This is a genomic window from Sphingomonas sp. PP-CC-1A-547 (assembly GCF_003610375.1).
GTDB lineage: Bacteria > Pseudomonadota > Alphaproteobacteria > Sphingomonadales > Sphingomonadaceae > Sphingomonas.
Window position 1 is genome coordinate 927901 of sequence record NZ_RAPZ01000010.1, and the last position, 21312, is coordinate 949212.

19 protein-coding genes are annotated in these 21312 nt (G+C 66.2%); 10 read left to right on the forward strand and 9 right to left on the reverse strand.

The window, feature by feature from the left end:
* Positions 1-30: 30 nt before the first annotated feature.
* Together C8J39_RS04970 and C8J39_RS04975 are read right to left on the reverse strand one after the other, a co-directional pair.
* A complete protein-coding gene (locus tag C8J39_RS04970) occupies positions 31-3252 on the reverse strand; it encodes an efflux RND transporter permease subunit (protein ID WP_056484794.1) in 3222 nt (1073 codons plus the stop codon).
* A gap of 4 nt (positions 3253-3256) precedes the next feature.
* Entirely contained in the window at positions 3257-4447 is a 1191-nt protein-coding gene (locus C8J39_RS04975; protein ID WP_120299467.1) for an efflux RND transporter periplasmic adaptor subunit, read from the reverse strand.
* Between the two features lie 207 nt (positions 4448-4654).
* On the opposite strand from C8J39_RS04975, the gene C8J39_RS04980 reads away from it, so the two are divergent.
* The gene (locus tag C8J39_RS04980; protein WP_120299468.1) at positions 4655-5392 is read left to right on the forward strand and encodes an SIMPL domain-containing protein; all 738 of its coding nucleotides are present in this window, start codon (positions 4655-4657) and stop codon (positions 5390-5392) included.
* A 237-nt stretch (positions 5393-5629) separates the two neighbouring features.
* Here C8J39_RS04980 and C8J39_RS04985 read toward each other — a convergent pair whose 3' ends face one another.
* The 3 genes from C8J39_RS04985 to C8J39_RS04995 form a co-directional block, all read right to left on the reverse strand.
* The gene (locus C8J39_RS04985) at positions 5630-5887 is read right to left on the reverse strand and encodes a GlsB/YeaQ/YmgE family stress response membrane protein (protein WP_056484797.1); all 258 of its coding nucleotides are present in this window, start codon (positions 5885-5887) and stop codon (positions 5630-5632) included.
* Between the two features lie 93 nt (positions 5888-5980).
* Entirely contained in the window at positions 5981-6280 is a 300-nt protein-coding gene (locus tag C8J39_RS04990; protein ID WP_056061087.1) for a DUF1153 domain-containing protein, read from the reverse strand.
* 103 nt (positions 6281-6383) lie between these two features.
* The gene (locus C8J39_RS04995) at positions 6384-6611 is read right to left on the reverse strand and encodes a hypothetical protein (RefSeq protein WP_056061089.1); all 228 of its coding nucleotides are present in this window, start codon (positions 6609-6611) and stop codon (positions 6384-6386) included.
* Positions 6612-6806: 195 nt separating this feature from the next.
* On the opposite strand from C8J39_RS04995, the gene mnmA reads away from it, so the two are divergent.
* Both mnmA and C8J39_RS05005 read left to right on the forward strand, forming a co-directional pair.
* On the forward strand, positions 6807-7928 hold the full coding sequence (mnmA, locus tag C8J39_RS05000; RefSeq protein ID WP_120299469.1) for a tRNA 2-thiouridine(34) synthase MnmA: 1122 nt from the start codon (positions 6807-6809) through the stop codon (positions 7926-7928).
* A 14-nt stretch (positions 7929-7942) separates the two neighbouring features.
* Positions 7943-8191 carry a UvrB/UvrC motif-containing protein gene (locus tag C8J39_RS05005; protein WP_056061094.1) on the forward strand — a complete coding sequence of 83 codons (249 nt, stop codon included), beginning with the start codon at positions 7943-7945 and terminating at the stop codon, positions 8189-8191.
* A 179-nt stretch (positions 8192-8370) separates the two neighbouring features.
* Here C8J39_RS05005 and C8J39_RS05010 read toward each other — a convergent pair whose 3' ends face one another.
* From C8J39_RS05010 to pdxH, 3 genes are read right to left on the reverse strand one after another with little or no spacing between them, the layout of a single operon-like run.
* A complete protein-coding gene (locus C8J39_RS05010) occupies positions 8371-9162 on the reverse strand; it encodes a PhzF family phenazine biosynthesis protein (RefSeq protein ID WP_120299470.1) in 792 nt (263 codons plus the stop codon).
* A gap of 10 nt (positions 9163-9172) precedes the next feature.
* Complete coding sequence (locus C8J39_RS05015) at positions 9173-10120, reverse strand: cation diffusion facilitator family transporter (protein ID WP_120299471.1); 948 nt, start codon at positions 10118-10120, stop codon at positions 9173-9175.
* Positions 10117-10695, reverse strand: a complete 579-nt coding sequence (gene pdxH, locus C8J39_RS05020) for a pyridoxamine 5'-phosphate oxidase (RefSeq protein ID WP_120299472.1) — start codon at positions 10693-10695, stop codon at positions 10117-10119. The genes C8J39_RS05015 and pdxH overlap by 4 nt, the downstream gene beginning before the upstream one ends.
* Before the next feature lie 112 nt (positions 10696-10807).
* Here pdxH and C8J39_RS05025 point away from each other — a divergent pair, with 112 nt between their 5' ends.
* The 4 genes from C8J39_RS05025 to C8J39_RS05040 all read left to right on the forward strand — a co-directional run bounded on the left by C8J39_RS05025 (position 10808) and on the right by C8J39_RS05040 (position 18214).
* On the forward strand, positions 10808-11689 hold the full coding sequence (locus C8J39_RS05025; protein WP_120299473.1) for a Ku protein: 882 nt from the start codon (positions 10808-10810) through the stop codon (positions 11687-11689).
* A gap of 111 nt (positions 11690-11800) precedes the next feature.
* Complete coding sequence (gene ligD, locus C8J39_RS05030) at positions 11801-14326, forward strand: DNA ligase D (protein ID WP_120299474.1); 2526 nt, start codon at positions 11801-11803, stop codon at positions 14324-14326.
* A 383-nt stretch (positions 14327-14709) separates the two neighbouring features.
* On the forward strand, positions 14710-17160 hold the full coding sequence (locus C8J39_RS05035) for a circularly permuted type 2 ATP-grasp protein (protein ID WP_120299742.1): 2451 nt from the start codon (positions 14710-14712) through the stop codon (positions 17158-17160).
* 160 nt (positions 17161-17320) lie between these two features.
* Positions 17321-18214 (forward strand): transglutaminase family protein, encoded by an 894-nt coding sequence (locus C8J39_RS05040; RefSeq protein WP_120299475.1) that lies wholly within the window; start codon positions 17321-17323, stop codon positions 18212-18214.
* Between the two features lie 112 nt (positions 18215-18326).
* On the opposite strand, the gene C8J39_RS18660 is transcribed toward C8J39_RS05040, so the two are convergent.
* Complete coding sequence (locus C8J39_RS18660) at positions 18327-18476, reverse strand: hypothetical protein (protein ID WP_165895131.1); 150 nt, start codon at positions 18474-18476, stop codon at positions 18327-18329.
* Positions 18477-18570: 94 nt separating this feature from the next.
* Here C8J39_RS18660 and C8J39_RS05045 point away from each other — a divergent pair, with 94 nt between their 5' ends.
* The 3 genes from C8J39_RS05045 (at position 18571) to fabI (ending at position 21282) form a co-directional block, all read left to right on the forward strand.
* Entirely contained in the window at positions 18571-19509 is a 939-nt protein-coding gene (locus C8J39_RS05045) for a DnaJ C-terminal domain-containing protein (protein WP_120299476.1), read from the forward strand.
* Positions 19510-19591: 82 nt separating this feature from the next.
* Positions 19592-20467, forward strand: a complete 876-nt coding sequence (locus tag C8J39_RS05050; protein ID WP_235518308.1) for a YihY/virulence factor BrkB family protein — start codon at positions 19592-19594, stop codon at positions 20465-20467.
* 23 nt (positions 20468-20490) lie between these two features.
* Positions 20491-21282: an enoyl-ACP reductase FabI gene (gene fabI, locus C8J39_RS05055; protein WP_183037942.1), complete on the forward strand. Its 792-nt coding sequence runs from the start codon at positions 20491-20493 to the stop codon at positions 21280-21282.
* Positions 21283-21312: the final 30 nt, after the last annotated feature.

A 21312-nucleotide genomic window follows, 5' to 3' on the forward strand; every position in this document is an offset into this window, starting at 1 on the left:
GCGTCGCTCAACACGAGGGGCGCGATGGCGTCACTCGGCTGGCTGTGTGCCATCGCCGAGCTTGGGGGTTGCCGGTCCGAGCCGTGGCCCCGACGGTCCGGCGAGCCCGATGACTTCGCTGCCGTCGTCGCCGGGGCGATAGGTGAGCAGGCTGCGGCCGAGGCGTGGGCCGATATACCGCTCGATCCCGACCGCGAGGCTGAACGCCGCGGGGACGATCAACAGCGTCAGGATGGTCGACAGGACGAGCCCGCCGATCACGACGATGCCCATCGGCGCGCGCCACGATCCGTCGCCGCCAAGCGACAGCGCGGTCGGGATCATGCCCGCGACCATCGCGACCGTGGTCATCACGATCGGCTGCGCGCGCTTGTGGCCGGCATCGACCACCGCGGTCCAGACGTCGACGCCCTTGCCCATCTCCTCCAGCGCGAAGTCGATCAGCAGAATCGAGTTCTTCGCGACGATGCCGAGCAGCATGAGGATACCGATGAACACCGGCATCGACACCGGATTGCCCGTCGCCCACAACGCGATCAATCCGCCAAGCGGCGCCAGCAACAGCGACCCCATGTTGACGAACGGCGGCAGCGCACGGCGGTACAGCAGCACCAGCACCGCAAACACGAGGAACGTCCCCGCGATCACCGCCAGGATGAAGTTGTTGATCATCTCCGCCTGAAACTTGGACTGCCCGAGCACGAGTTTGTTCACGCCAGTGGGCAGGTTCGCCATCGTCGGCAGCGCGTCGATCTGCTTCTGCGCTACGCCCGAGACGATACCGGGGGCGAGATCGGCGCCGATCGTCAGCTGACGCTGTTGATTGACGCGGTCGATCTTGGTCGGGCCGGAGCCGAGCGTAATCTCCGCCACGAGGTTGAGCGGAACCGAACCACCCGAGGCGGTCGACACCGGCAGGTTCTGGATCGTCGAGAGCTCGCTGCGCGCGCCCTGATCTAGCGCGACGCGGATCGGGATCTGGCGATCGGACAGCGAGAAGCGTGCGGAGTTCTGGTCGATATCGCCCAAGGTCGCGATCCGGATCGCCGACGACAGTGCCTGCGTCGTCACGCCGAGATTGGCGGCAAGATCGAAGCGCGGCTTGATGACGATTTCCGGGCGCTGCATGTTGCCGGCGACGCGCGGCGCGACCAGCGTCGGCAGGCGCGACATCTCGGTCACGATCTTCTGCGCGGTCGCATCGAGCAGTTTGGGATCGTCGCCACCCAGCGTCACGCTCATGTCGCGCGTGCTGCCGCCCCAGCCATTCTGCGACCGGAACGAAACGCGCGCATCGGGGATCGCCGCAAGCTGGGGTGCGAGGCTGCGCTCGAACTCCGTGCTCTTCATCTTTCGATCGTCCTTGAGCGTCGCGGTGACGCGGCCGGCATTGACCGAACCATTGGCGCCGCTGCGCGCATAGACCGACTGCACGTCCGGCTGCGATCCGATCAACGCCGCGACCTTGGTCACCACCGCTTCGGTTTGCGCCAACGTCGTCCCCGGCACCATGTCGATCACCGCCATCGAGGTGTCGTTGTCCTGCGCGGGCTGGAACGTCATCGGCAGCACCGCGAACATAACGATCGTCATGAGGAACGCGAACACGCCGAGCCCGAGCACCCAGAAGCGGTGATCGCGGAAGCGGCTGGTCAGGCGGTGGAAGCCGCCACGGGCGGCCGAGGCCTTCGCCTTGCCGGTCTCCAGCGTCCATTTCAGCGTCGCCATATAGCCGTCCATCAGGACGCCCTCGCCGTGCACCGCGGGGCCGGCGGATTTGAGGAAATACGCCGCGAGCATCGGCGTGACGAGGCGTGCGACCGCGAGGCTCATCAGCACCGAGGCAACCACCGTCAGGCCAAAATTCTTGAAGAACTGACCCGAGATACCCGGCATCAGGCCGACCGGCAGGAACACCGCGACGATCGCCATCGTCGTCGCCAGCACGGCGAGACCGATCTCGTCGGCGGCGTCGATCGAGGCCTGATAGGCGGACTTGCCCATCCGCATGTGCCGGACGATGTTCTCGATCTCGACGATCGCATCGTCGACCAGCACGCCCGCGACGAGGCTGAGCGCGAGCAGCGTCATCTGGTTCAGGTTGAAGCCGAGCAGGTCCATGAACCAGAAGGCCGGGATCGCCGACAGCGGGATCGCCAGCGACGAGATCACCGTGGCGCGCCAGTCGCGCAGGAACAGGAACACCACGATCACCGCGAGCACCGCGCCCTCGATCATCGCGTGTATCGCGCTCTCATACTGCATTTCGGTATATTTGACGCTGTTCGAGCGCAGCACGAAATGCACGTTCGGGTTGCGCTTTTCCATCGCCGCGAGCTTCTTCACCGCCTCGTTGAAGACGGTGACGTCGGACGAACCCTTGGAGCGCTGAAAATCGAAACTGATCGTCTGGCGGCCGTCGATTGCCGCGCGACTGCGCTGTTCCGCGTAGAGATCGCGGACCTGCGCGATGTCGGCCAATCGTACCGTGCGGCCATTGCCGACACTGATTTGAGTCTGGGCGAGTGCGACCGCGTCCTTAGCGTTGCCGAGCACGCGGACCGACTGCTCGGATCCGGCGATCTCGGCGCGACCGCCCGCCGCGTTCAGATTGACCTGCCGGAGTTGAGCGTTGACCTGGCTCGCGGTCAGCCCCTGGCTTTGCAGCTTGAGCGGGTCGAGGATGATGCGGATCTCGCGACTGACGCCGCCGTTGCGGTTGACCGCGGCCATGCCGGGGACCGACAGCAATTCCTTCGCGACGTTGTTGTCGATGTACCAGCTGAGCTGTTCGACCGTCATGTCCTTGGCGATCACCGAATAGCTGGCGAGATCGTTGTCGGTGGTATTCGCGCGGAACACCTGCGGCTCGAGGATACCCTCGGGCAGGTCGCTACGGATCTGGGCGATCGCGTCGCGGACGTCGGTGACGGCGCGATCGATCGGCGTGCCGATGCTGAGTTGGACGACGGTCTGCGACTGGCCCTCGGTCACGGTCGAGGTGATCTCGTCGATGCCCTGGAGCGAGCGGACTGCGGCCTCGACGCGCTGCGTGACCTGCGTCTCGAGCTCGGTCGGCGCGGCACCCGGCTGGTTGATGACGACGATCGCGATCGGGAAATCGATGTCCGGATCGTTGTTCACGTCCATCCGCATGAAGCTGACGATGCCCGCCAGCGTCAGTGCGATGAACAGAACGATCGGCGGCACCGGGTTGCGGATCGCCCAGGCCGAGATGTTGCGAAAGTTCATGAGCTCAGCTCGCTTTCTTCGTGACCGGCTTCACCTTCTGCCCGGGCGCCAGGAACCCGCCTGCAGACAACACTACTCGCTCGGTTCCATCGAGTCCGCTGAGAATCGTCACGCCCGCATCGGAGACCTGACCGATCTTGATATCGCGGCGCACGGCCTTGTTATCGGCGCCGATGATATAGACGAAGCTGCCCTTCTCGTCGCTCTGCAGCGCCGAATCAGGGAGCAACGGCGCCTGGGTCGCACCGCCGACGATCGTCGCCGCGGCGAAACCACCCGGCCGCAGCGCTGGGTCATAGGCGACCGCGATCCGCGCAATGCCCTGGCGGCTCTGCGGGTCGATCACCGGCGAGACCTGCCATACCTGACCGGGGAAGCCCTGAGTCGTGCCGACCGGAACGACGGTCGCACGCGCGCCAGCATGGAGCCCGGCGAGATCCGCTTCGCTCAACTGCGCGCGCATTTCCATCTGGCCGTCCGCAGCCATGCGGAACAGTACGCCGGTACCCGCGCCGACGACCTGGCCGGATTCGACGCCGCGCGTCAGCACGAGGCCGGCGGCGGGCGCACGGATATCGAGCCGTCCGTTGCGCGCACGCGCCTCGCCGAGCGTGGCCTGCGCCACCTTCACGCGTGCGGCTGCGGCGTCGCGCGTCGCGGCCTTGCGCTGGAGATCGGCCTTCGAGATGAAGCCGCGATCGACGAGCTGCTTGGCGCGATCGAGTTCGGCTTGCGCGATCGTCTCGTCGGAGCGCGCGACGCTGACAGAGGCGGCGAGCGAGGCGGCGGTCTCGGTCTGGACCGAGCGATCGACCGTCGCCAGCACCTGGCCAGCCGCGACCCACTGGCCCGGCTCGACCAGCACGCGCGTGATCATCCCGCCCTCGCCCGCGACGCCGACCGGCATTTCGCGACGCGCGGCGATCGTGCCGGTCGCGGAAATCGTGCGATCGACGGTCTTGCGCCCCGGCACCATGACCGAGACGGTCGGCACCTGTTCGACGACCGGACCGGCGGCGGCGTCCTTCTTGCCGCCCTTGAACGCGAAGACGGCGCCGACGATCGCCAGCACGACGACGACCGCGATGATGATGTTGCGGCGGCGGTGCGACGGTGCGGTGTACTCGGAGAGCACGAGCTGGTCCTCGGTCTCGCCACCGTCAATCTGACCGACGGTCTTCGTCTCGTAGTTCATGCGCGTCACAATCCCAATTTCGACCGGTCTTGTCTCGACCCGCTTCGCCATTCACCGGCTGTGTTATATGAATAGGTCACCGCGCTCAAGCCCTTTGGCTCATGCGGACCGCAGACATGCTTCGATTCCGATCTATCCGCAATGCCGTTCAGCTTGCGTTGAACTGTGTAGGACGACAGGCAGGTCGTGTTCTACCGGAGAGAAACAATGAAGACAGCATCGTTCCTGAGCGCCCTCGCTACCGTCGCGATCAGCTTGCCTGCCGTCGCTGCCAACGCCCAGGCCGCGCCGACGACCGTCGAGCCCATGGTGCCTGCCGCCGGGACCGTTCTGGACGTGACCGCCGAGGGGCGGACAACTCGAGTGCCCGATCTGGCGACAATCCGCGCCGGCGTCGTATCCCAGTCGACGACCGCGGCGGCTGCGCTCACCGACAATGCGCAGCGGATGGCGAAGGTGCTGGCATCGCTCAGGCGCGCAGGCGTTGTGCCGCGCGACATCGCTACCTCGAACGTCCAGCTTGCGCCGCAATATCGCTATGCGGACAACCAGCCGCCGGTCATCACCGGGTATCAGGCGACCAACACCGTCTCGATCCGCTTCCGCGACGTCGCGAAGTCGGGGACGGTCCTCGATGCGCTGGTGGCTGAGGGTGCGAACCAGATCGACGGGCCGAACCTGACGATCGACAAGCCCGACGCGGCGCTGGACGAGGCACGGACCGACGCGATCGCGCAGGCCAAGCGCCGCGCGGATCTGTATGCCAAGGCGGCGGGGCTGCGCGTGTCGCGGATCGTCTCGATCGCGGAATCGGGCCAGGATACGGGTGGTCCGGCGCAACCGATGTTCATGGCGCGTGCGGCGATGGCCAAGGACAGCACGCAGATCGCACCCGGCGAGAAGGACGTGACGGTCACGCTGTCGGTGCGCTTCCTGCTGAACTGACGTCTCTCACTTATCCTCCCCCGCAAGGGGGAGGTGTCGCCGAAGGTGACGGAGGGGGAGGACACGGAACAGCGGTGATCGCTTTCCTGCCCCTCCGTCTGGCAAGGACCAGCCACCTCCCCCTGGCGGGGGAGGATTACGAGAGGTGCGGCGGGTCCAAGCATCCGCACGCACGAAAAAAGGGCCGCCCGGTTGCCCGGACGGCCCTTCTTCAACTTCGCGTGACGAAGCGAACTCTTAGCGGACGCTACCGCGACGCACGAGATTCACGATCGCGAGCAGGACGATGGCGCCCAGCAGCGACACGATGAACGAGGTCAGCGTGAGCGGTGCGTTGTTGATCGAACCACCCGACAGGATCAGGCCACCGATGAACGCGCCGACGATGCCGACGATGATGTTCAGGAAGATGCCCTGCTGCGCATCGGTGCGCATGATCATGCTAGCGATCCAGCCGATGACGCCGCCGATGATCAGCCAAAGAATGAGACCCATGATATTTTCCCTCCGTTGAACCCGTATCCGGGCGATGGCGGAAAGACGTGCGAACGGCGTTTTTTGTTCCGCTCGCGTTTTGAGTTTTGCCGCTCAATACTTTTGTTGGCGCTCGTACAACGACTTATAGTGCTGGATCCGCGTCACGCGCAGTCCGGGCATTCCCGACCGATCGATCGCCCGCTGCCATCCGGCGAACTCCTCGACCGTCAGGCCATAGCGCGCGCAGACATCGTCGACACTCAGCAGCCCGCCATTCACCGCAGCAACGACTTCGGCCTTGCGCCGCACGACCCAGCGCGTGGTGCTGGGCGGTGGCAGGCTGTCCAGCGTCAGCTGCTCGCCCAATGGCCCGATGACCTTGCCGGGACGGATTTTCTGGTTCTCGATCATTTGAAACCTCTGATCGGGGCGGGGGGCCCCCTCTCGATACGCACACACGACCTGTAATCGCAGGTCTTGAAGATCGGCTGAAACGCCGCGGTAAACAGCATCTTCATTCCTCCTTCCAACGGGTCAACGCCGCGGCCATCGGCCCGTTGAACGCACCGTGGAGCGGCGCAAACAACTTCGGATCGATCGTGGCGCGAGCAAATCCCGCCTGCACCGCCGCTGTCGGGCTCGCTGCCTGTCGGGCGGCGATACCGACGATCAGGACGGCCAGGTCACCCGGAAGAACGGTGACCTCTGCGTCGCGATCGAAACGGGGAAAACTCAGGTCCAACGGGATACTCGCTTCATTCTCGGAAGCCCCTGTCTAGGCCAAGGGGATGAAGACTGCGTAAAACACCCGCCACGCAGTGGCCGATTTGTTGCATTGCGACGTTCGCCGGTCGCATTTTTCACTCGCTTTGGCCTGATCGAGGTTAATCGACGCATCTTTTTGCAACGGAGTGCCTCCGCGCTTATGTAGCGCCGCATGGATCAGACCGATTTTCAGCTCGGGGCCAGCGCGGATACGGGCATGGCCGGTAAGCGCATCGTCGTGGCGATGTCGGGCGGCGTCGACAGTTCGGTCGTCGCCGCGCTCGCGCATGCTACCGGCGCCGAGACGATCGGCGTGACGCTCCAGCTCTACGATCACGGCGAGGCGGTCGGCCGCGCAGGTTCGTGCTGCGCGGGCCGCGATATCCGCGACGCCCGCGCGGTCTGCGATCGGCTGGGGATCGCGCATTACGTGTTCGATCACGAAACCAGCTTCCGTGAGCAGGTCGTCGACAAGTTCGCCGACGAGTATCTCGCCGGTCGCACGCCGATCCCGTGTGTCCAGTGCAACATGGGGCCGAAGTTCACCGACCTACTGAAGCTCGCGCGCGATCTCGGCGCGGATTGCCTCGCGACCGGGCATTATGTCCGCCGGGTCGAAGGCGTGAACGGCGCCGAACTCCACCGCGGCGCCGATCCCGCCCGCGACCAGAGCTATTTCCTGTTCGCGACCACGCAGACACAGCTCGATTATCTCCGATTTCCGCTCGGCGGCTTACCCAAGGCACGAGTGCGGGAGATCGCGGCGGAACTCGGGCTCGGCGTCGCGGCCAAGCCCGATAGCCAGGACATCTGCTTCGTTCCCGACGGCGACTACGCCGGTCTCGTCAAAAAACTGCGCCCCGAGGCGGCAGAGACCGCGGGCGACATCGTCGATCTCGGCGGCGCGAAGCTCGGCGAACATCGTGGGCTGATCCACTTCACCGTCGGCCAACGCCGCGGGCTGGAGATCGGCGGCAGTCCCGAGCCGCTCTACGTCGTGCGAGTCGAGCCTGAGACGAAGCGCGTCGTCGTCGGCCCCCGTCGCGCGCTCGCGGTGCAGGCGGCGCGGATGACCGACATCAACTGGTTGGGCGGGGACTTCACCGGGCCGCTGACCGCCAAGGTGCGATCAATGGCGAAACCCGTCCCTGCCCGTCTAATCGGCAACCGCGTGGTGTTCGATGCGCCCGAATACGGCGTCGCGCCCGGTCAGGCGGCAGTACTCTATGCGGACGAGCGCGTGCTCGGCGGCGGCTGGATCGCGGAAACCGAAGCGGCACTCGTCGCCGCCTGACGCGTTCAGGGCGGATGGATATCGAAGATCTACGCCGCCAGATGGAAGCCGCCGCCGCGGCGATGGACTTCGAAACCGCGGGCAAGTTGCGCGATCAGATCAGTGTGTTGCGCGGCGGTGGTGAGGTGGCGGACACCGCCGGGCTAACGCGCCAACAGCCGGGGGCAATGGGGCTCGGCACCAGCCAGCAACGCATGACGCCGCCGCCGGGGTGGGTAAAGCCAAAAAAGCCCGATCCGATGACCAAGGGGCGGAAGCGGTAGCTCTTATTCGCTCCCCTCCCTGAAAGGGAGGGGTTGGGGGTGGGTAGGCCGGCTTGAGTCACGCGCGTTCCGAGAACGCGGAAGCCGACCCACCCCCGGCCCCTCCCTTCCAGGGATGGGGGAAGCAACAGGAAGATCACCACGATGATCCCCCCGGGGCATTGTCAGCCGCACCTAAATCACGGCAGCAGGAACGTACCTTCGATCGTCGTCACGCACGATCCGCCGAGCACCACGCGGTCGCCGTCGAGCCGACACGTCAGCTTCCCGCCCCGCGCACTCGCCTGATACGCGGTGAAGCTGTTCCCCAAAGTTGGCGCCCAGTACGGCACCATCACCGCATGCGCCGAGCCCGTCACCGGATCCTCATCGATCGCATAATACGGCGTGAACACGCGGCTGACGATGTCAGTCGCCTCCCCGCGCGCTGCCACGATCGCGACGATGGGGAATCTCGCCAGTGCTGCGTAGTCCGGCTTCAGGTCACGCACGATGGCCTCGTCGCCCACAATGACGAGTGCATAGCCCTTCTCATGCCACAGCGTCTCGACGGGCGACTCGATGTTCAACGCGGCGACGATCTCCGGGATCGCCTTCGGGCTTGGTCCCCAAGCCGGGAGTTCCAGCGTGTACCCGTTGGCCGACCGAGCGACCTCGAGCATCCCAGCCTGCCGCGTCCGGAACCGCACCCGGTCGAGCGCGGTGTCCGACGACAGCACGAAATGCCCGCTCGCCAGCGTCGCGTGGCCGCACAGTGCAACCTCGGCCCCCGGCGTGAACCAGCGCAAGTCGAAATCCACGCCCTCGTCATCAGACGCGACGATGAACGCCGTCTCGCTAAGGTTGTTCTCCTGCGCGATGTTCAGCAGCACGTCGTCGTCGAGCCATGCGGACAGCGGCATCACCGCTGCCTGGTTGCCGCCGAACGGCGTGTCGGAAAACGCATCGATCTGCGCGAACGGTATTCTCATGCCTGAATCCTTAAACCCGCTTGCCGAACCAATGCGGCGTCACGTCCGCCTCGACCAGCGGATTGTCGGTATCGACATGCCCCTCCGGATCGAGATGGATCAGTACCTCGACCTTGGGGAACGCGGTGCGCAGGTTCCGCTCGACCGCCTCGACGATGTCGTGCGCGTGTTCCACGGTCAGGTCGCGCGCGACCTCCATGTGGAACTGCGCGAAGTCGTGGCTCCCCGAACGACGCGTGCGGAAATCATGGATGCCGCGAATGCCGGGCTGGCGCGCGGCGACGTCGAGGAATTGCGCCCGAAAATCCTCGGGCCATTCCTTGTCCATCAACTGGTCGATCGCGTTCGACGACGCCTGGAACGCACCCCAGGCAAGCCACAGCGCGATGACGATGCCGAAGATCGGATCCGCGCCGCTCCGCCCGACATATTGATCGAGCACCAGCGCGACGATCACAGAGCCGTTGAGCAGCACGTCCGACTGGTAATGGACGTTGTCGGCCAGGATAGCGACCGAGCCCGTCTGGCGGATGATCTTGCGCTGATAGGCGAGCAGGAACACCGTCGCCGCGATCGCGATCACCGACACGCCGATGCCGAACTCGGCGCCCGTCGTCGGCTGGGGATCGCCGAACGCGAGGATCGCGCGCCACGCGATGCCGACCGCCGACGCGGTGATCAGCATGACCTGGAACAGCGCGGCCAGCGCCTCCGCCTTGCCGTGGCCGAAGCGGTGGTCGTGGTCCGCCGGCGTCGCCGCGAGCCGCACGCCGTACAGCGTGACCAGCGACGCGAGCAGGTCGAGCGCGGTATCGGCGAGCGAGCCGAGCATCGCCACCGAGCCCGTCGACCATGCCGCAAAGCCCTTCAGCAGCAGCAGGAAACACGCCATCGCGACGCTGGCGAGCGCCGCGCGGGTTGCGAGGGGTATGACCTTGCGCCGTTCGTCCTGCGTCATGGGAACAACAGCCCCTCGCTCCAGTTGCCGTCTTCGCGTGTGAACAGCCGGCGTTCGTGGAGACGATGCGCGCGGTCCTGCCACAGTTCGATGCGGTCGGGCGCGATCCGGTAGCCACCCCAATGCGGCGGGCGGGGCACGTCGCCACCCTCGAACCGCGCCTGCATTTCGGCGAAACGATGTTCGAACGTCTCGCGCGAATCCAGCGGGCGCGACTGGTCCGACGCCCAGGCGCCAAGCTGCGAATCACGACCGCGCGATGCGAAATAGGCGTCCGACTCGACGTCGCTGACCAGGGTCACGCTGCCCTCGATCCGGACCTGGCGGCGCAGCGACTTCCAATGGAAGAGCAGCGCAGCATAGGTGTTCACCGCGAGGTCGCCTGCCTTGCGGCTTTCGCGATTGGTGTAGATCACGAAACCATCGGGACCGTGGCCCTTGAGCAGCACCATGCGCACCGAAGGCCGGCCCTCCGCATCCGCGGTGGCGAGTGCTACCGCGTTGGAGTCGTTGATTTCTGTCTTGCGCGCCTCGGCGTACCAGGCGTCGAACAGCGCGATCGGATCTTCGGACATGGCTGCGCCATAGCGAAACTTCGGCCTGAGCGAAACCGCATCAGGGAACGACTCTGCCCCGCCGACGATTGATGGATAATCGAATCGTTTCCGCAACGAAGGAACACGCAAGGTGGCAGCGCGCGCGTATTGGCAGGGGCAGATCCGGCTGGCCCTCGTCTCGATCCCGGTCGAGATCTATTCCGCGACGAAATCCGGCGCGGCGGTGTCGTTCAAGCAGATCCACGAGCCGTCGGGCCAGCCGATCCACTACGACAAGGTCGTCACCGGCGTCGGCCCGGTCGACGCCGACGAGATCATGAAGGGCTATGAGGTCTCGAAGGGCGAATATGTCCTGTTGGAGCAGGACGAGATCGACGCGGTGAAGCTCGAGTCGAAGAAAACGCTGGAACTCACGCAGTTCGTCGACGCAAGCGAGATCGACGTGCTCTATTACGAGAAGCCGTATTTCGTGGTGCCCGCGGACGATCTCGCGGAGGAGGCTTTCATCGTTCTGCGCGAGGCGTTGAAGCGGACCAAGAAGGTCGGACTCGGCCAGCTTGCGATGCGCGGCCGCGAATATGTCGTCAGCCTCAAGCCATGCGGGCGCGGAATGGTGCTGGAGACGCTGCGCTATGCCGACGAGGTGCACAAGGCGCAGGGCTATTTCCGCGAGATCCCGGACGACAAGCCGTCCGAGGAACTGCTCGAACTCGCCGAAGCGCTGATCGAGAAGCGCAGCGCCGACTTCCACCCGCAGGAATTCCACGATCGCTATGTCGACGCGCTGAAGGACCTGATCGAGCGCAAGCGCAAGTCGAACGGGAAGAAGATCATCGAGGACAAGGATACCGGCGGGAAGACGGGATCGAACGTGGTCGATTTGATGGCGGCGTTGAAGAAGTCGATGGAGAAGAGTGGGGGCGCGGCAGAGAAGGCGCCGGCGAAGAAGGCCCCCGCCAAGCGCGCGCCGGCTAAGACGGCGGCCAAAGCGCCAGCCAAAAAACGTGCTTAAGCTCCCATCCCTGAAAGGGAGGGGTTGGGGGTGGGTCGCTCACCGTAATAGCGCCCCGCCCGCCAAGCGGCCGACCCACCCCCGGCCCCTCCCTTCCAGGGAGGGGTGAAGATGGTCGACGATCCCCTCGCCCTCTACAATTCCAAGCGAAACTTCACCAAGACCGCCGAACCCGCCGGCACGCTGACCCCCGGCAACGGCAACAGCTTCATGGTCCAGAAGCACGACGCGACCCGCCTCCACTGGGATTTCCGCCTCGAAATCGACGGCGTCCTGAAAAGCTGGGCGGTCACCCGCGGCCCCAGCCTCGACCCCAACGAAAAGCGCCTCGCCGTCCGCACCGAGGACCACCCGCTCAGCTACGCCACCTTCGAAGGCACGATCCCCGCGGGCGAATATGGCGGCGGCACGGTGATGCTGTGGGACCGCGGCACATGGTCCCCGATCAAGGGCAAGTCCGCCAAGGACCTCGACAAGGGCCACCTCCACTTCGTCCTCGATGGCGAGCGGATGAAGGGCGAATGGCTGCTCATCCGCCTTAAGCCCCGCGCGAAGGAGAAACGCGAGAACTGGCTGCTGCGCAAGATCGACGATGCGGCAGCCGGCGGCACGGACACGCTGGTAGAAGAAGCGCTGACCAGCGTCTCGACCGGCCGCACGATGGTCGAGATCGAGGAGGGCAAATCCTCCCCGGCACGGGGAGGGGGACCAGCGAAGCTGGTGGAGGGGGCGGCCCGCAAGAGTAACGCCAGCCGTAAAGCCATCGCCAGCGCCAAGCCCCCCTCCACCACCGCAAAAGCTAACGGCGGTCCCCCTCCCCGTGCCGGGGAGGAATTTCAGGACTTGCAACTCTGCACCCTCGTCGACGCCGTCCCGACCGGCTCCGCTTGGCTCCACGAAGTAAAATACGACGGCTACCGCGCGCTAATCTCCGTCGCCAATGGCAAGGCGAAGGTCTTCACCCGCACCGGCCTCGACTGGACCGACAAGTTCGCCGCGATCGCGAACGCCGCCGCCAAACTCCCCGTAAAATCCGCGCTGATCGACGGCGAGATCGTCGCGTTCAAGGACGGCCATCCCGATTTCTCGACGCTGAAGGACGCGATCTCCACCGGCGGCGACATGACATTTTTCGCGTTCGACCTGCTCGCCCTCGACGGCGAAGACCTGACCGGCCTCTCCAACCTCGACCGCAAGGCGCGCCTGCGACCGCTGATCCCCGAGGACGAGGACCGCCTCCGCTATTCCGACCACGTGATCGGCGCGGGCGAGCAACTGTTCGAGACGATGTGCCGCGAAGGCCTCGAAGGCATCGTCTCGAAACGCGCCGACGCGCCTTACGCGGGCAAGCGGACCAAGGCGTGGCTCAAGGTCAAATGCACGCACCGCCAGGAGTTCGTGATCGTCGGTTGGCTCCCGTCCGACAAGAAACGCGGGTTCAAGTCGCTGCTGCTCGGCGTCCGCGAGGGCAAAGGCTTTAAGTATGCCGGGAAGGTCGGCACCGGGTTCGACCAGGCGTTAATGGACGACATCCGCGACAAGCTCGACGCGATCGACCGAAAGACGCCGACGGTCGAGGCCCCCAAGGCGGCAGTCCGCGGCGCGAAATGGGTCACGCCCAAACTGGTCGCCGAGGTCGCCTTCGCCGAAGTCACCCCGGACGGCGTGCTCCGCCATTCGAGCTTCATCGGCCTGCGCGAGGACAAGGCGGCGAAGGACGTCGTCGCCGAGACGCCCGCCCCGCTACCGGATGTGGAGGAAGCCGCGGCGCCCGCGACCAGCATAAAGGTCAGCAGCCGCGACCGCGTAATCTTCGACAAGTCGGACGTCACCAAGGGCGATCTCGCGGATTATTACGTCGCGGTCTCGGGCATCATGCTGCCGGTCGCAGGCAACCGCCCGATCAGCCTCGTGCGGTGTCCTCAAGGTCGATCGCGCGCGTGCTTCTTCCAGAAACATGACGCGGGGAGCTTCGGCGACGCGGTCCACAAAGTGCCGATTCGCGAGAAGGACGGCTCGACCGAGGACTATCTGTATGTCGACGATGCGGACGGGCTGGTCGCGTGCGTGCAGATGGGGACGATAGAGTTCCACGGCTGGGGATCGTCGAACGCCGCGCTGGAGAAGCCCGACCGCCTCGTGTTCGATCTCGATCCCGACGAGGGGCTCGATTTCGGCGACACCAAGAAGGCGGCGGAGCATCTGAAGAACCAGTTGGCCGAACTGGGGCTGGTCAGCTTCCCGATGCTGTCTGGGGGCAAGGGCGTGCACGTAGTGGTGCCGCTGACTCCGGAGGCGGAATGGCCGGCGGTGAAGGACTTCGCCGACCGCTTCGCGCGGGCGATGGCGGGGGCCGATCCCGAGCGCTTCGTTGCGACAATGGCCAAGGCGAAGCGGAAGGGGCGGATCTTTATCGACTGGCTGCGCAACCAGCGCGGGGCGACGGCGGTGATGCCGTATTCGGCGCGGGCGAGAGCGGGCGCGCCGGTGGCGGCACCGGTGTCGTGGACCGAGTTACGCGATATCGAGACGGCGGCATGCTGGGGAGTGAAGGATGGGACCGAGTTGATCGCCCGGGCCGGGTCACGGGCGTTGGCGGGATGGGGTGTAGCGGATCAGGTTCTGCCGGATTTGTGAGCCATTCCCCCTCCCCACAACCACAACCACAACCATAACCACCCCGGCAAAGGCCGGGGCCCAATTGGAAAGGTGGCGGTAACGGCGCGATGCCCGTCATTAGCGCCGTCCCCCAATTGGGCCCCGGCCTCCGCCGGGGTGGTGGTTTGTGGAGGCGACAGCTCGCCCCCCTTACTGTTCCCTCGCGAACGCGGGGGGCCAGGGTAACTGCACGCAGCGCTTGGAATTCCGGGACCCCGCGTTCGCGAGAGAACAGGAGTAACGCGCGGCCTCCGCGACAATTTATGTTGCACCGCCGCGTCGAAAGGTGAAACACCGCCGCCTGTATTCGGGGGCTTGAGGCATTGGACACGGCGACGCACACCGCGCCCCTTTTCGACGCGATGATCCATGCCGAGCGCTGGATCGCCGACTATTGCGCGCGCACCCCCGGCGCCGACGTGCTGTGCCCCGCTGAAGACGGTAGCGCCCATCCCGCCTGGGCGGCGATGTTCGCCGAACTCGCGATGGTCGCCTCGGACGACCTTGGCCACATCCGCGAACGCGTCCAGCGGCATGCGGTCGACATCGGCACCGGCTTCCGGATCGCCGACGAGCCCGACGAGCGTCCCTGGCCCGTCTCGCCCGTCCCGCTGCTGATCGAAGCCGGCGAATGGGCTGGCATCGAGCGCGGCGTGATCCAGCGCGCGACGTTGATGGAGACGGTGATCGCCGACCTCTACGGCGCGGGAAAGCTGGTCGCCGACGGCCATATCCCCGCCGCGCTCGTCACCGGCAGTCCGTTCTTCCTGCGACCGATGGTCGGGCTCGACCCGCCCGGCGGCCGCCATCTCGATTTCATCGCGATCGACCTCGGTCGCGGGCCGACCGGCGAATGGCGCGTGCTCGCCGATCACCTCCGCGCGCCCGCCGGCGCCGGATACGCGCTGGAGAACCGCATCGCCGTCAGCCGCACGCTCGGCGGGTTGCAGGATCGGCTCAACGTGCAGCGCCACGCGCCGTTCTTTGCAGCCTTCCGCGCCGGGATCGCGGCGATGTGCAAGCGGACCGACCCGCGGATAGGGCTGCTCACGCCTGGTCGGTTCAACCCGAGCTACCCGGAGCAAGCGCATCTCGCGCGCTATCTCGGGCTGCTGCTAGTCGAGGGCGCCGATCTCGCCGCACTTGAGGACAAGGTGTATGTCCGCACGATCGGCGGGCTCAAGCGGATCGACGCGCTGTGGCGACGGCTCGACCCGCGGCTGCTCGATCCGCTGGCGTTCGACACGCATTCGCAGATCGGCGTGCCCGGGCTGATCGACGCGTACGCGGCCGGCAACGTCGTGCTGTCGAACGCGCCGGGGTCCGCCGTGCTGGAAGCGCCGGCGTTCTCGGCGTTCCTGCCGCAGCTCGCGAAGTCGCTGCTCGGCGAAGATCTGCTGCTCCCCAACATCGCGACATGGTGGTGTGGGCAGGACGGCGCGCGGGCCCAGGTCGAGGCGAATTTCGATCGCCTGCTGATCGGTCCGGCATTCCATTCGCGGCCTCTCGGCATGACCGGCGGCCCGGTCACGGGTGCCGACATCGCTGGCGAAGACCGGACGCGCCTGCTCGCCGACATGGCAAATCGGCCGCAGGATTATGTCGGGCAGGAACTCGTCCAGCTCTCGACCATGCCGGTCGTGGTCGGCGATGCGCTCGTCCCCCGCCCCTTCACCCTGCGCGTCTTCGCGGCGCGTAACGGCGACGGCGAATGGACCGTCCTACCCGGCGGGTTCGCGCGGATCGGCGAGCATCCCGACGCGCGGGCGGCGGTGATGGGCGAAGGCATCTGGTCCGCCGACGTTTGTATCTACGGCGCCGATCCGGTCGCGCCGGTGTCGCTGCTGACCGCCGCGGACTCGCTTCAGGTCCGCCGCAATCCGGGGACGTTGCCGAGCCGGGTGGCGGACAATTTCTACTGGCTCGGGCGCTATCTGGAACGCGGCGAGGCTCTGCTCGGCGCGATCCGCGTGATGCTCGGCAATTCGATCGACGTCGACGGGGGGGCCGTCTTGTCCCCCACCACGGTCGGCAAGCTGGTGGGGCTGATCGTCGGGGCAGGCAGCGCGCCGCACCCGCCATCGCTGCGCCGCGCCGACTTGACCGCGCTCGCCCGCACGGCGATGGAAGACGAACGCTGGCAGTCGATCCTGACGCTCAACCGCCACGCGCGCGAGATCGGCGAAGGCTCGCGCGATCGGTTGTCGGCGGACATGGTGCGGCTGCTCGAGGCGCCCTTCCCCACGCATCGCGGAATGCTGGAGCGGGCCGGGTCGCTGCAACGGCGCTATGCAGCGATCGCGGGTCTTTCGGCGGAGCATATGGGACGGACGGCGGCGTGGCGCTTTCACGATCTGGGGCGGCGGATCGAGCGGGCGATGGCGATGGCGCGCGCGATCCGCTTGTTCGGGATGCCGGGCGCGTCGCCCGACGATCTGTCGGTGCTGCTCGACCTCGCCGACAGCCAGATCAGTTACCGGCAGCGCTATCCGACGGGGATCGCGCGGGTGCCGGTGATGGATCTGGTGGCGCTCGATCCGGGCAACCCTCGGTCGCTGGCGTTTTCGGCGGAGCGGATCGCGGCGCGGTTGGCGGAACTGCCGGTGCTGAGCGACGACGAGATGGCGGAGCCGCAACAGGCGCAAGCGACCGGGTTGCTGGCGATCGTGATGACCGCGACGGCCGCGGAGTTGGATGCGGAGACGCTGGGGGATATCGAGCGGCGTCTCGGGGCGGTGTCCGATGCGCTGGCGCGGCGGTATTTTCTGCAGGGTGCGGAGCCGTTACGGACCAGTGGGCTGACGTTGGCGTGAGGGTACTGAACCAACTCCCTCTCCCCTCCGGGGAGAGGGTCGGGGTGAGGGGCAGCCAAGCAATGCTGCGCCCGGAACAGCCCCTCACCCCAGCCCTCTCCCCGGAGGGAAGAGGGAGCAAGAAGATAACAGCTCTCCCCCTGCGGCGGCCGGAACTTTCATGATCTACGATATCCGCCACGTCACGACGTTCGATTACGGCGCGAGCGTGAAGTTCGCGCGGTGCAATCTGCGGTTGAAGCCGATCGACTGGCCGGGTCAGCGGCTGGATAGCTACGCGCTTTCGGTGCATCCGGCGGGGCGGACCAGCGCCGCGCGCGCCGAAGCCGGGCTCGCCAATGTCACGCGGCTGGTGGTCGACAGTCCGGTCCGGCACCTAACGATCGAGAGCCGGTCGCGGATGACGGTCGACCGACTCGTGCCCGTCCCCGACGCGAGCGACCCTACCCTCGCAGAGATCGCGACGATGGCGCGGGCCAGCACCGACCTCTCCGCGGCGAGCCCGGCGAATTATATCTATCCCTCGCCGCTGATCCCGCTCGACCAGGCGATCGCCGACTATTGTGCGGTCGATCTCGATCCTTCGCGGGGCGCGCTGGAGGCCGGGATCGCGCTCGCGCGGCGGATCCAGGAGGAGTTCGAGTTCGACGCCGACGCGACGCTGGTCGATACGCCGCCGCATGAGGCGTTCCTCCAGCGCAAGGGCGTGTGCCAGGATTTCGCGCAGATCATGATCACCGGCCTGCGCGCGGCCGGTCTCCCCGCGGCGTACGCGTCCGGATATATCCGGACGATCCCGCCCGAGGGCCAGCCGCGGTTGGTCGGGGCGGATGCGACGCATGCGTGGGTGCTGCTGTGGTGCGGGCCGGTGCGCGGTTGGGTCGGGGTCGATCCGACCAACGGGATCTGGATGGCGAGCGACCATATCGTGATGGCGGTCGGGCGTGATTACGCCGAGATCGCGCCGGTCGACGGCGTGGTGCTCGGGTCCGGGGCGCAGAACATGGACGTCAGTGTCGACGTCGCGCCTTTGGATGAGGCTGCTCAGGCCTGACACGTCCAAGGCCCGTTCTCCCGCGAAAGCGGGAGTCCAGGAGCCGCGAACGTCTTCCTTTGTTACCCTGGGCTCCCGCTTTCGCGGGAGAACACGGTGGGCAGGACGGACCCTACTTTTTCTCGTCGTCGTGCGGACTCGGATACGAGCCCCCGCCGCTCTCGCCGCCCTTGTCCTTGGCCGGCGCGTCGTTGACGCCGTCCTTTTCCTTCGCTCCGTCGTCATTCTTCGGCACGCCCTGCATCGGTTGTTTGTCGGTCATGATCGTTCCTCTCGTGCAACCAAACACCCCGCGCGCAATTGCGTTGCGCGGCGCACCGCCCCACATAGACGCGCAAGGTATAATGGGGACGTAAGTGGCCGATCCGTACAAGACTCTGGGTGTAGCGCGCGACGCGACCGAAGCCGACATCAAGAAGGCGTACCGCAAGCTCGCGAAGGAGCTTCATCCCGATCGCAACAAGGACAATCCGAAGGCGTCGGAGCGGTTCAGCACGGTCACCAACGCGTACGACCTGCTGAACGACAAGGACAAGCGCGCCCGGTTCGATCGCGGCGAGATCGACGGCGACGGCAATCCCGCGTCGCCGTTCGGGTTCGGCGGTGGTGGCGGCGGACGACCGCAGCCCGGCGGCGGCTTCCGCAGCGAGGGCTATGAGACCGGCGCCGGTGGGGCCGACATGAGCGACATCTTCGAAGGCCTGTTCGGCGGCGCGCAGCGGGGCGGCGGCGGCGGGTTCTCCGGCGGCTTCGGTCGGCGACCACAGCCCAAGGGCGAGAATGCCGCGTATCGCCTGCAAGTCCCGTTCGTCGAGGCCGCGACGCTGGAGCCGCAACGCGTCACGCTCGCAGACGGCAAGACGCTTGACCTCAAGCTCCCTGCCGGGGTCGAGACCGGCACGCAGATGAAGCTTGCCGGCAAGGGCGAGCAGGGTCCGGGCGGCGCGGGCGATGCGATCCTCACGATCGAGGTCCAGCCGCACAAGTTCTTCACACGCGACGGCGACGACGTCCGCCTCGACCTGCCAATCACGCTGGCCGAAGCCGTGCTAGGCGGCTCGGTCAAGGCGCCGACGGTCGACAAGCCGGTGATGCTGACGATTCCCAAGGGCACGACCTCGGGCAAGACGCTGCGCCTCAAGGGCAAGGGCTTCCACAAGAAGGGCGGCACGCGGGGCGACCAGTTGGTCACGCTGATGATCGACATTCCCGCCAGCGATGCGGCGCTGACCGCGTTCGTCGAAAGCTGGGATGGTCGCGAAGGCGGGAACCCGCGGGGGGCCATGGGCGTCTGAACCCGTTGTGAATGACAATACCCTAACGCCCGAAGCGCGCGCGCACGATCATGGTGCGACGCGCGCCCGTCTCACCCGCGGCATGGCGAAGGTCAGGCCAGGCAGTTACGCGTTCGAGATCGTCAAGCGGGCGGCCGTCGGCGTCTTCAACGACGGCTTCATCCATGCGGGGAACCTCGCTTATCTCGCGTTGATGACGGTGTTTCCGTTCTTCATCGTCGCGGCCGCGATCCTGTCGATCTTCGGCCAGAGCGTCGAGACGGTGCGCGCGGTCGAGTCGTTCCTCAACGTCCTGCCGCCCAATGTCGGCGACCTGTTGCGCAAGCCGATCGCCGACGTGCTCGCCGCGCGGACCGGGTCGCTATTGTGGCTCGGCGCGCTCGTCGGGTTGTGGACGGTCGGCAGCTTCGTCGAGACGATCCGCGATATCTTTCACCGCGCCTACGGGATCAAGGCCACCGCGCCGTTCTGGAAATCGCGGCTGGGGTCGTCAGCGGTGATCATCCTGTCCGTGGTGATCGCGCTGCTGTCGTTCCTCGTCCAGGGTATCCTGACCGCGGCCGAGCAGTTCATCTACCGCCTTGTCCCCTTCGCGCAGGACGCCGCCGGCTGGGTCGGGCTGTCGCGGCTCATCCCCGGCCTGCTCATGTTCGGCGCGCTGTACCTGCTGTTCTATTCGGTGACGCCATCGCGCTATCGCTATTCGAAGTGCCGCAAATGGCCGGGCGCGCTCTTCACGACCGCCTGGTGGGTCAGCGCGACCGCGCTGCTGCCGGTGATCCTGTCGCGTCTCGGCGGCTACGACCTTACCTATGGCAGCTTGGCCGGTGTCGTCATCATGCTGTTATTTTTCTATGTCATCGGGCTCGGGCTCGTATTTGGCGCTCATCTGAACGCAGCACTGGCGGAACCACCCGAAACAACGCTAGAGCAGCCTGCTACGGATATGCAGGTATAGGCGGGGACGGCGTGAACGGTTTGATGGCGGGCAAGCGTGGGCTGATCATGGGCTTGGCGAACGACAAGTCGCTGGCCTGGGGGATTGCCAAGAAGCTGTCCGAGGCGGGCGCGGAACTCGCGTTCAGCTACCAGGGCGAGACGATGGAGAAGCGCGTCCGCCCGCTCGCCGAGCAGCTGGGCGTGGCGCGGCTGTTCGATTGCGACGTGTCGGACATGGGTGCGCTCGATGCGACCTTCGACACGCTGGCCGAGGAATGGCCGACGATCGACTTCGTCGTCCACGCGATCGGCTTTTCGGACAAGAACGAGCTGCGCGGGCGGTTCGTCGACACTAGCCTCGACAATTTCCTGATGACGATGAACATCTCGGTCTATTCGTTCGTCGCGGTGGCGCAGCGTGCGGCCAAGATGATGACCGAGGGCGGCGCGATGCTGACGCTCAGCTATTACGGCGCGGAGAAGGTCATCCCGCATTACAACGTCATGGGCGTGGCGAAGGCAGCGCTGGAGACCAGCGTGCAGTATCTCGCAGTCGATCTTGGTCGCGACAATATCCGCGTGAATGCGATCTCGGCGGGGCCGATCAAGACGCTGGCCGCAAGCGGCATCGGCGATTTCCGCCTCATCCTGAAGTGGAACGAGCTGAACTCGCCGCTGAAGCGCAACGTGACGATCGACGATGTCGGCGGCGCGGGGCTGTACCTGCTGAGCGATCTGGCTTCGGGCGTCACGGGCGAAACGCACCACGTCGACGCCGGCTACAACGTGATCGGCATGAAGGCCGAAGACGCCCCCGATATCGCGCTGGTCTAAGCCCCTTTCCCCCTCCGGGGAGAGGGAGGG

Bases quoted from the DNA above. Each gene is read 5' to 3' on its own strand.
- C8J39_RS05005 (WP_056061094.1), top strand. From the start codon at position 7,943: ATGGATATCGAAGATCTACGCCGCCAGATGGAAGCCGCCGCCGCGGCG.
- C8J39_RS05035 (WP_120299742.1), top strand. From the start codon at position 14,710: ATGATCCATGCCGAGCGCTGGATCGCCGACTATTGCGCGCGCACCCCC.
- C8J39_RS04985 (WP_056484797.1), bottom strand. From the start codon at position 5,887: ATGGGTCTCATTCTTTGGCTGATCATCGGCGGCGTCATCGGCTGGATC.
- C8J39_RS04990 (WP_056061087.1), bottom strand. From the start codon at position 6,280: ATGATCGAGAACCAGAAAATCCGTCCCGGCAAGGTCATCGGGCCATTG.
- C8J39_RS04975 (WP_120299467.1), bottom strand. From the start codon at position 4,447: ATGAACTACGAGACGAAGACCGTCGGTCAGATTGACGGTGGCGAGACC.
- C8J39_RS05050 (WP_235518308.1), top strand. From the start codon at position 19,592: ATGGCGAAGGTCAGGCCAGGCAGTTACGCGTTCGAGATCGTCAAGCGG.
- fabI (WP_183037942.1), top strand. From the start codon at position 20,491: ATGGCGGGCAAGCGTGGGCTGATCATGGGCTTGGCGAACGACAAGTCG.
- C8J39_RS18660 (WP_165895131.1), bottom strand. From the start codon at position 18,476: ATGACCGACAAACAACCGATGCAGGGCGTGCCGAAGAATGACGACGGA.
- ligD (WP_120299474.1), top strand. From the start codon at position 11,801: ATGGTCGACGATCCCCTCGCCCTCTACAATTCCAAGCGAAACTTCACC.
- C8J39_RS05015 (WP_120299471.1), bottom strand. From the start codon at position 10,120: ATGACGCAGGACGAACGGCGCAAGGTCATACCCCTCGCAACCCGCGCG.
- C8J39_RS05010 (WP_120299470.1), bottom strand. From the start codon at position 9,162: ATGAGAATACCGTTCGCGCAGATCGATGCGTTTTCCGACACGCCGTTC.
- mnmA (WP_120299469.1), top strand. From the start codon at position 6,807: ATGGATCAGACCGATTTTCAGCTCGGGGCCAGCGCGGATACGGGCATG.
- pdxH (WP_120299472.1), bottom strand. From the start codon at position 10,695: ATGTCCGAAGATCCGATCGCGCTGTTCGACGCCTGGTACGCCGAGGCG.
- C8J39_RS04970 (WP_056484794.1), bottom strand. From the start codon at position 3,252: ATGAACTTTCGCAACATCTCGGCCTGGGCGATCCGCAACCCGGTGCCG.
- C8J39_RS05040 (WP_120299475.1), top strand. From the start codon at position 17,321: ATGATCTACGATATCCGCCACGTCACGACGTTCGATTACGGCGCGAGC.
- C8J39_RS04980 (WP_120299468.1), top strand. From the start codon at position 4,655: ATGAAGACAGCATCGTTCCTGAGCGCCCTCGCTACCGTCGCGATCAGC.